Annotated in this window: 8 protein-coding genes; 4 read left to right on the top strand and 4 right to left on the bottom strand. The window is 33.6% G+C overall.

Going from position 1 to position 7,822, the window contains the following annotated elements:
• Window positions 1-131 precede the first annotated feature (131 nt).
• From bshB1 to AABL87_RS17480, 3 genes are all read right to left on the bottom strand, one after another.
• On the bottom strand, window positions 132-848 hold the full coding sequence (gene bshB1, locus AABL87_RS17490; RefSeq protein WP_006258853.1) for a bacillithiol biosynthesis deacetylase BshB1: 717 nt from the start codon (window positions 846-848) through the stop codon (window positions 132-134).
• Window positions 849-882: 34 nt separating this feature from the next.
• A complete protein-coding gene (locus AABL87_RS17485; RefSeq protein WP_286430399.1) occupies window positions 883-1,941 on the bottom strand; it encodes a chorismate-binding protein in 1,059 nt (352 codons plus the stop codon).
• 116 nt (window positions 1,942-2,057) lie between these two features.
• Complete coding sequence (locus tag AABL87_RS17480) at window positions 2,058-2,480, bottom strand: PaaI family thioesterase (RefSeq protein ID WP_016361618.1); 423 nt, start codon at window positions 2,478-2,480, stop codon at window positions 2,058-2,060.
• Window positions 2,481-2,828: 348 nt separating this feature from the next.
• Between AABL87_RS17480 and AABL87_RS17475 the strand changes: the two genes are divergently transcribed.
• The 3 genes from AABL87_RS17475 to AABL87_RS17465 are packed head-to-tail and all read left to right on the top strand — an operon-like array spanning window position 2,829 to window position 5,898.
• Window positions 2,829-3,398, top strand: a complete 570-nt coding sequence (locus AABL87_RS17475) for an L-threonylcarbamoyladenylate synthase (protein ID WP_286420887.1) — start codon at window positions 2,829-2,831, stop codon at window positions 3,396-3,398.
• A 20-nt stretch (window positions 3,399-3,418) separates the two neighbouring features.
• Complete coding sequence (locus AABL87_RS17470; RefSeq protein WP_016649402.1) at window positions 3,419-4,861, top strand: CCA tRNA nucleotidyltransferase; 1,443 nt, start codon at window positions 3,419-3,421, stop codon at window positions 4,859-4,861.
• Window positions 4,861-5,898: a COX15/CtaA family protein gene (locus AABL87_RS17465; protein ID WP_016649403.1), complete on the top strand. Its 1,038-nt coding sequence runs from the start codon at window positions 4,861-4,863 to the stop codon at window positions 5,896-5,898. Before AABL87_RS17470 ends, AABL87_RS17465 begins: the two co-directional genes overlap by 1 nt.
• Before the next feature lie 77 nt (window positions 5,899-5,975).
• On the opposite strand, the gene AABL87_RS17460 is transcribed toward AABL87_RS17465, so the two are convergent.
• A complete protein-coding gene (locus AABL87_RS17460; RefSeq protein WP_341277679.1) occupies window positions 5,976-6,818 on the bottom strand; it encodes an alpha/beta hydrolase family protein in 843 nt (280 codons plus the stop codon).
• Between the two features lie 112 nt (window positions 6,819-6,930).
• Here AABL87_RS17460 and AABL87_RS17455 point away from each other — a divergent pair, with 112 nt between their 5' ends.
• Complete coding sequence (locus tag AABL87_RS17455) at window positions 6,931-7,575, top strand: hypothetical protein (RefSeq protein ID WP_006263592.1); 645 nt, start codon at window positions 6,931-6,933, stop codon at window positions 7,573-7,575.
• Window positions 7,576-7,822: the final 247 nt, after the last annotated feature.

The raw sequence follows: 7,822 nt of genomic DNA, 5'->3' as shown, positions 1-7,822 counted from the left end.
CACGACCTTCGGAACCACAATCCGACGCTCTAACCAGCTGAGCTATAGCTACCATGTTTCTGTTTAACGAGTGCAAATTTAGCGATTATTCTATACTTCGCAAGCTTTTTTGCTTATTTTTTACACTAATTTTATATCAAATCTTCTAAAGTATTGACTGCTAAATACCTTTCAACTGTAAAACCTTCAGCAAAATCTTTATTTATTAGTCTTCCTAGGTCCTGCGCACGATAAGTTATACTATCTAAGAAGTTTTTTGACGTGATTGGAGTACTCGGTTCTTTAGAATTTTGATCAAAGAATTGCGTACTATATGCCATAACAGAATCAACTTTCTGATCCATGAAGCCAGTTACATCTACAACGAAGTCTGGCTCTATGTTTTTCCATTGTATATAATGATATACTACCTTAGGTCTCCATGCTTCTTGTTCTTCTCCATCTAAGCTAGTTTCTATCTTTCTCAATCCTGAAAGGAAACAAGCATCAGACACTAATTTACTCCCTTTTCCATGATCGATATGTCTATCGTCAATAGCATTACACAATACTATCTCTGGACGATACTTACGAATCATTTTAATAACTTCTAACTGATGCTTTTCATCATTAATAAAGAATCCATCTCTAAACTTTAAATTCTCTCTTGCAGACACTCCTAATATAGCAGCAGCGTTAGTTGCTTCTATTTTTCTAATCTCCGCAGAACCTCTAGTACCTAATTCTCCTTGGGTAAGATCAATAATCCCTACTTTTTTCCCTAGAGAAACTTCCTTCGCAATAGTTGCTCCACATCCTAATTCTACATCGTCTGGATGAGCTCCAAACGCTAATATATCTAATTTCATTTGTTGTTTTTTATTATTCTATAATTCACAATTCTTAAATGAATACCTGTTTCATGGTAGAAGATTTATTCACTGTTTCTATAAATTCGCTTGATGGATCACTATCTATAGTTACCCCACAGCCAATATAGAGGTTAACACTATCCTCTTCTATATTCATACAACGCAAATTTACAAATAGATTCGTTTCATCTGTATTTTCTTGTTCTACATTGCAATTTAATTCTCCTAAATAACCAGCATAATACCCTCTATAATATCCTTCTTCTCTAACCAAAAAATCGCGTGCTACATCCTTTGGCATCCCACAAACAGCAGGAGTAGGATGAAGTGCTTCAACTATTGGTTTAAGGCTGTTGTTGCTTAATTTAGCAGTAATATCTGTACAAATATGCATTACTTTAGCTGCACGCTTAGAATAGGGTTCTGAAGTTGTAATATCTTGGACAAAAGGCTTTAAAGTTTCTGTAATAAAATCAGTTACAAATAATTGTTCTTCTTGTTCCTTAATCCCCCACTCTACTACTTCTTGCCCATGATTTACTTGTGTGCCTGCTAGAGCCATTGTTTTTAAAGTATTGTTCTTTATAGATAATAATGTTTCTGGTGTTGCTCCCATCCACAGTCCTATTTCTGGATGATATACTAAAGAACAAAATGCCGTTGGATAAGTATTACACAATTTATTAAATAACTGTCCTAAATCCTCTACTTGATAAGGAACATTTTCTTTTCTAGAAGGAACTACTTTTCCAAATTGTTTATCTCTAATAGCACTTACACAACGTCTTACCAGATCTTCAAAATCCTCCTTAGCTTTCTTATCATCATAATTAAGGTTCACTTCAGGAAGGTCTAAAGCAAGATCTCCTTGTGCTTCCTTTATAATAGCAGACTCTGCTAATGGAATATAAAAACGTGTCCCTTCTGCAAAAGGTGCAAATACAAAACCCTGTTCTTCAAATGTCTCCACCTTATGAAGAGCATACGTTTTTTGAAATAACCCTACTATTGTTTTAGAATTTGGTTTGCGATAGACTGCAAAAGGCTTTTGATCCGCATACTGCTTCGCTAAGCATTTAAATAAATACATCTTTTATGTTGATTTGTTTTTCTGTGCTTTTGTTACTTTGTTTTTGCTCCACGAATTACACTCTTAAATTTACATCATCCTCATCACAAAAGACCAAAATAACAAAATCACTTTAATTATTTATCGATAACGATATTTGTAATTTTACAGATAGAAACTAATACATCATTCTCATCTGTTATTCTTATTTCCCATAAGTGCAGTGTGCGTCCTCTGTGTAATAATCTAGCTGTTCCGATTACATAACCAGATCGCTTACTCTTTACGTGATTAGCAGAAATCTCTATACCTCTTATTTCCTGTTTAGTAGGATCTATTAGCATTAGAGAAGCTCCACTTCCTAGACTTTCTGCTAATGCCACAGATGCTCCTCCATGTAAGAGCCCCATAGGTTGGTGTACTCTTGGATTGACAGGCATTTTAGCTACTAAAAAATCAGGTCCAGCATCTATATATTCTATGTCGAGTGTCTCCATAAGTGTATTCTTACACACTTTGGCATACATTGCTAATAATTTATCTTTATCAAAGTCTTTCATATTCTTTTTGCTCATTGTTTGTTAGAAGTTTTAAAAACATAGATTGAACGATAGTTTAACTAGAAGAATTGAGTTTAAAAAATCGCTGTTTAAATATACTAAATCAAATTTATAGAATACTAACTAAAACCACCGACTTTACAGTTGTCTCCTCTATTTTCTATATGATTTAGACTCTTATAGAGGCTTTAAAATTAAAGGAAAATAACTCTTGAATTCTTAAAAATATTATAATTGTTTTAAAATTGGCTCAGTCCGCATTTTTAATGACTTCTATCAGTTAGTTCTATCCTATTTTTTTAGTAATTTTACCTCCTTGATTATAACGATACTATTTACAACAAAATAATGGAAGATATCCAACAAGAAGTTTTCAATGCATACGAAGTCATTAAAAATGGCGGGATTATCTTATACCCTACTGATACTGTATGGGGAATAGGATGTGATGCAAATAACCCTGAAGCTATCAAAAAAATATATGCACTTAAAAAGCGTGCAGAATCAAAAAGTATGATTGTCTTAGTAAATGAGAGAATATTCCACAGAGTATTCAATGCTCCACCAGCTGTGACATGGGATATCTTAGACTGCAGTGAAAAACCTACTACTTTAATCTTAGACAATCCTAAGTATGTAGCTAAAGAAGTAGTATCAGCGGATAACTCTTTAGGTGTTCGTATTGTAGAAGAGCCTTTTTGCTTTAGGTTAATCGAAAAAATGAAATCACCTTTGGTATCTACTTCTGCCAATATTAGTGGAGCACCTTCTCCTGCTAACTTTAGCGAAATTAGCAAAGAGATTATCGAAGGAGTTGATTATGTAGTAAACCTACGTCAAAAAGACACAAAGCCTGCAAAGCCTTCTACAATTATTAAATTAAAAGATAATAGCCTAGTTACTATCATTAGAAAATAGTACCTCCTATTGAATATATTATGACTGAGACCCCTATATATAAAGAAGCCATTACACATCCTATATTTGACTATATCTCTAAAGCAGCAGAAAGTCTAAATGTAGATAGCTATGTAATTGGCGGATTTGTAAGAGATTTTTTATTAAAAAGAGATTCTAAAAAAGATATTGATATCGTTGCGGTTGGTAGTGGTATCGAATTAGCTTTAAAAGTATCTGAATTACTTCCTAACAAACCTAAGGTACAAGTGTTTAAAAATTACGGAACAGCTATGTTGCGTTATGATGACATTGACATTGAGTTTGTTGGAGCGAGAAAAGAGTCCTATCACTTCGACAGCAGAAAGCCTGTTGTAGAAGATGGCACATTAGAAGATGATCAGAATAGACGTGACTTTACCATCAATGCCTTAGCAATATCTCTTAAGAAAGAAACTTATGGAGAGTTAGTAGATCCTTTTAATGGGGTTGCTGATTTAGCTAATAAAATCATTCGCACTCCTCTCGATCCAGATATTACCTATTCTGATGATCCATTGCGTATGATGAGAGCAATTCGCTTCGCTACTCAATTAGACTTTATGATAGAGCAGAACTCTCTTGATTCTATCACTGCTAATCATCAGAGATTAGAGATTATCTCTGGAGAACGTATCGTAGATGAACTAAATAAGATATTAATGTCTAAGAAGCCCTCTAAAGGGTTCTTATTGCTATATAAAACAGGGCTACTTGATTTGATCTTACCTGAGCTTACAGCTCTTAATCAAGTAGAAGAGATAGAAGGACATACTCATAAAAACAACTTTTATCACTCTTTAGAAGTAGTGGATAATATTTGTCCAAATACAGATGACTTATGGCTTAGATGGTCTGCCTTACTTCACGATATTGGAAAAGCACCTACTAAACGCTTTTCTAAAAAGCAAGGATGGACATTCCACGGACATGAATTCCTTGGAGGTAAGATGGTTAAAAAGATCTTTATGAGATTACATATGCCATTAAATCAAAAGATGAAATTTGTCCAAAAAATGGTTATTATGAGTTCAAGACCTATTGTTCTTGCTCAAAAAGAAGTAACTGACTCAGCGGTAAGAAGATTGGTATTTGATGCAGGAGAAAATGTAGAAGATTTAATGACGCTTTGTGAAGCTGACATCACGACTAAAAACCCTTCTAAGTTTAAGAAATATCACAACAACTTTAAAATAGTTAGAGATAAAATAGTCGAAGTAGAAGAACGCGATCACGTGCGTAATTTTCAGCCTCCTATTACAGGAGAAGAGATTATGGAGCTTTATGATCTTAAACCTTGTCGAGAGATCGGTATGATCAAAGAAGCTATTAAAGAAGCTATTCTAGAAGGTATTATCCCTAATGAATACGATGCGGCTTTTGAATTTATGAAAGCAAAAGCATCTAAGATGGGACTTGAAATTGTAAATAAAAAACAAGAATAATGAGAAACTATTTTTTGCCATTAGCTAAAGCATCTCTTATACTAGTTTATCTAGTAATCTTTGCAGGTGCAGCAGTAAGAATGACAGGCTCAGGAATGGGGTGTCCAGATTGGCCAAAGTGTTTTGGATATTACATCCCTCCTACGGATGAACAAACGATCACGTGGGAACCGAATAGAGAATACGAAAAAGGGCAAATGATCATACACGATCAAAGCCTGTGGAAAGCAAAAGAAACCTTTACAACTACAGACACTTATAATGAGAGTCACTGGGAGAAATACACTAAACACAGCTACGCTCAATTCAACACTAGTCATACTTGGACAGAGTATGTAAATAGACTTTGTGGAGCATTAGCTGGATTAGCTTGTTTAGCAATGGCGATAGCTTCGTTTTCTTTCTGGAGAGACCGCAAAGGATTAGTATTAGCATCATGGTTAGTAGTTTTCTTAATGGGATTCCAAGCTTGGTTAGGAGCTACTGTAGTATATTCAGTATTAAATCCTATTAAGATTACAGTGCACATGGTCATGGCTTTAGTTATTGTTGCCATTATAATAGGAATCATTAAAAGCGCTAAAAAAGAAACCGAGATTAAGAAGTACAATGGTACTTTTAGAATTCTATTAGTAATCTCTCTTATCTTCACTCTTGCACAAGTAGTGTTAGGAACACAAGTACGTGAGTTTATAGACGAACAAGTGCAAGCAGGTATAGGAAATGAGTATTTATGGTTAAATAACCCTACAGTAGAATTCTATATCCACCGTAGTTTCTCTTTCATAGTTATGTTTTTGAATATGTATCTGTTCTACATCAATAGAAGATCTAACTTAGGCTTTGATAAAATGAAGTGGGTAATGGTATTATTAATTCTAGAGATATTCACTGGTATTATGATGTATTACGTTCATTTTCCATTCGGAACTCAAGCAGCTCACCTAGTATTAGCTTCTATCCTTTTTGGAGTTCAATTCCAATTAATTCTAGAAGCAAGAAGATGCTATCACTGTGGTAAAAGTAATCTAGACTAAAAGATATAGTCATATCATAAAAAAGGAGAGGTAAAATGATATCATTTTACCTCTCCTTTTTTATTTAAGATCAATAACTATTTCGTAGAATGAATAAATTGACTCGTAACTTTAGCGACATGCTCTAAATGTTTAGGCAGTGTTTCTTCTGTATACGGGTGTCTAGAACCAAACACATGATCTGCCTCATCTACTACATCCAAAAGAGAATTAGATACCCATTGATGTAATAATTGAGCTTCTTTTAGTGGTACTGCAGGATCATTAGTACCTTGTACTATTAGAGTTGGTTTCTTTAAGTTTTGAGCCGCTTTCTGTACGTTTAAAATTGTCTCATTCTCTTCATAGTCTTCCCAGAAAGTAAAGTAGTGTGGCATCTGCTGCTTTGTTCTACCATTTTCACTATAGAATACTCCTTTTGCTTTCCACTCTTCAAAACGATCTCCTTTTGGAAAACGTTTTCTATAATCAGACACTCCTGCCCAGGTAATTATCCCCTTTACCTCTGGATTGTAATACCCTTGTAAGATTACAGTTCCTCCTCCTCTACTATGTCCTATTAGATAAATATTTTCTTTATCTACTTCTGGCTTTTCTTTATAATAATCAATGACACTTGTAAGATCGCGTTGTTCTTGAGAGTATGTGTTTTGCCCAAAAGCTTCTAAATCATCAAACTCTTGAGGATTATCTATTGTTGTACCATTTAAAGAAAAATTAAACTTAACTGCATAACATCCTGTCTCTGCAATATAATCCATGGCTTTATCCCAAGCCCCCCAATCCTTAAAACCTTTATATCCATGACAGAATATTACTAAAGGCAAAGAGCTTACTCCTCTCAGATAACTACTGTCAGAAAGGAAAGGACGAGCAGTTCCTTCTATTAATACTTCTTCTTTTATTAAGTCTTTAATCATATCATTTTTTGTTTTTTAACATTCATACTATTAACTTTAAAAAAAGTTTAAAACTTAAAGACTTAAATTCGTCTTTATCCTTAAACCATTTTATTATTTAAAATCTATTATTATGAATGCATTTAAAAAGTTAATTATTCCAACTAAAACATTACTAGTTCCTGTCTTAGCTACTGTGCTATTCTTTTCTAGTAGTACAATAAACGCACAAGAGAAAGAGGGTTTAAATATTAAGAGTACTACAGTAGAATATCATATTAATAAGAATACTAAAGATAGTGAATTAGATGAGATTAAAAAAGAAGTTAACAACGAAAAGATAGCAAACCTTACTTTCTCAAATATAAAGAGGAATGCTAAAGGAGAACTTATTTCTCTTAAAACAAGCTTTAAAGACCAAAGAGGATCCTCTCAACAAAAGTCGGAGTATAACTCTAATGGGATAGCTGATTTCACAGTAAAAATACATCAAAATGAAGCAGGTGAACGCTATTTAGAGTTAGGTAATCGAACTAACCCTATGCTAAATACTGCAAATGATCCACATGCAGAAAGAGCATTATATTCTGAGCAAGCAAATGATGAATTTGAAGAATTCTTTGCTCAAGATTTTATGCAATTGATGAAAGGGATGCAAGAAGACATGAAAGCTCAACAGGAGATGTTCTTTAATTTATTGCGCGAGCATGAAGAAGCAAAAACAAAAGAGAAGTCCAATGATTCGAAAGAAACAAACAAAGAACAGATTAGCAAATAATCACTTACAGCTTCGATAAAGAAGCTTTACGCTGATAAAAACAGAAGTCCTTATGCACATTACGGCATAAGGACTTCTGTTTTTATCTTAACTCATTATATACTAAACAAATTTTGAATAGAGATGACTGTAGAACCATTATTTTGTTGATAATTAATATGAATTTATTGAAAATAGATTATCTCTGTTTTAATGTATGCACCCGAGCAAGTACATCTTGTGAGATCTAATTATTCTTCTACATTAT

This window comes from Myroides sp. C4067, assembly GCF_038039665.1.
In the GTDB taxonomy this organism is placed as follows: Bacteria; Bacteroidota; Bacteroidia; order Flavobacteriales; family Flavobacteriaceae; genus Flavobacterium; species Flavobacterium odoratimimum.
The sequence above is the reverse complement of the archived record's forward strand: the minus strand, read 5'-3'. Positions and strand labels throughout refer to the sequence as shown.

What these genes read in the sequence shown, in the direction of transcription:
- bshB1 (WP_006258853.1), bottom strand. Translation starts at nt 848, where the DNA reads ATGAAATTAGATATATTAGCGTTTGGAGCTCATCCAGACGATGTAGAA.
- AABL87_RS17485 (WP_286430399.1), bottom strand. Translation starts at nt 1,941, where the DNA reads ATGTATTTATTTAAATGCTTAGCGAAGCAGTATGCGGATCAAAAGCCT.
- AABL87_RS17480 (WP_016361618.1), bottom strand. Translation starts at nt 2,480, where the DNA reads ATGAAAGACTTTGATAAAGATAAATTATTAGCAATGTATGCCAAAGTG.
- AABL87_RS17475 (WP_286420887.1), top strand. Translation starts at nt 2,829, where the DNA reads ATGGAAGATATCCAACAAGAAGTTTTCAATGCATACGAAGTCATTAAA.
- AABL87_RS17470 (WP_016649402.1), top strand. Translation starts at nt 3,419, where the DNA reads ATGACTGAGACCCCTATATATAAAGAAGCCATTACACATCCTATATTT.
- AABL87_RS17465 (WP_016649403.1), top strand. Translation starts at nt 4,861, where the DNA reads ATGAGAAACTATTTTTTGCCATTAGCTAAAGCATCTCTTATACTAGTT.
- AABL87_RS17460 (WP_341277679.1), bottom strand. Translation starts at nt 6,818, where the DNA reads ATGATTAAAGACTTAATAAAAGAAGAAGTATTAATAGAAGGAACTGCT.
- AABL87_RS17455 (WP_006263592.1), top strand. Translation starts at nt 6,931, where the DNA reads ATGAATGCATTTAAAAAGTTAATTATTCCAACTAAAACATTACTAGTT.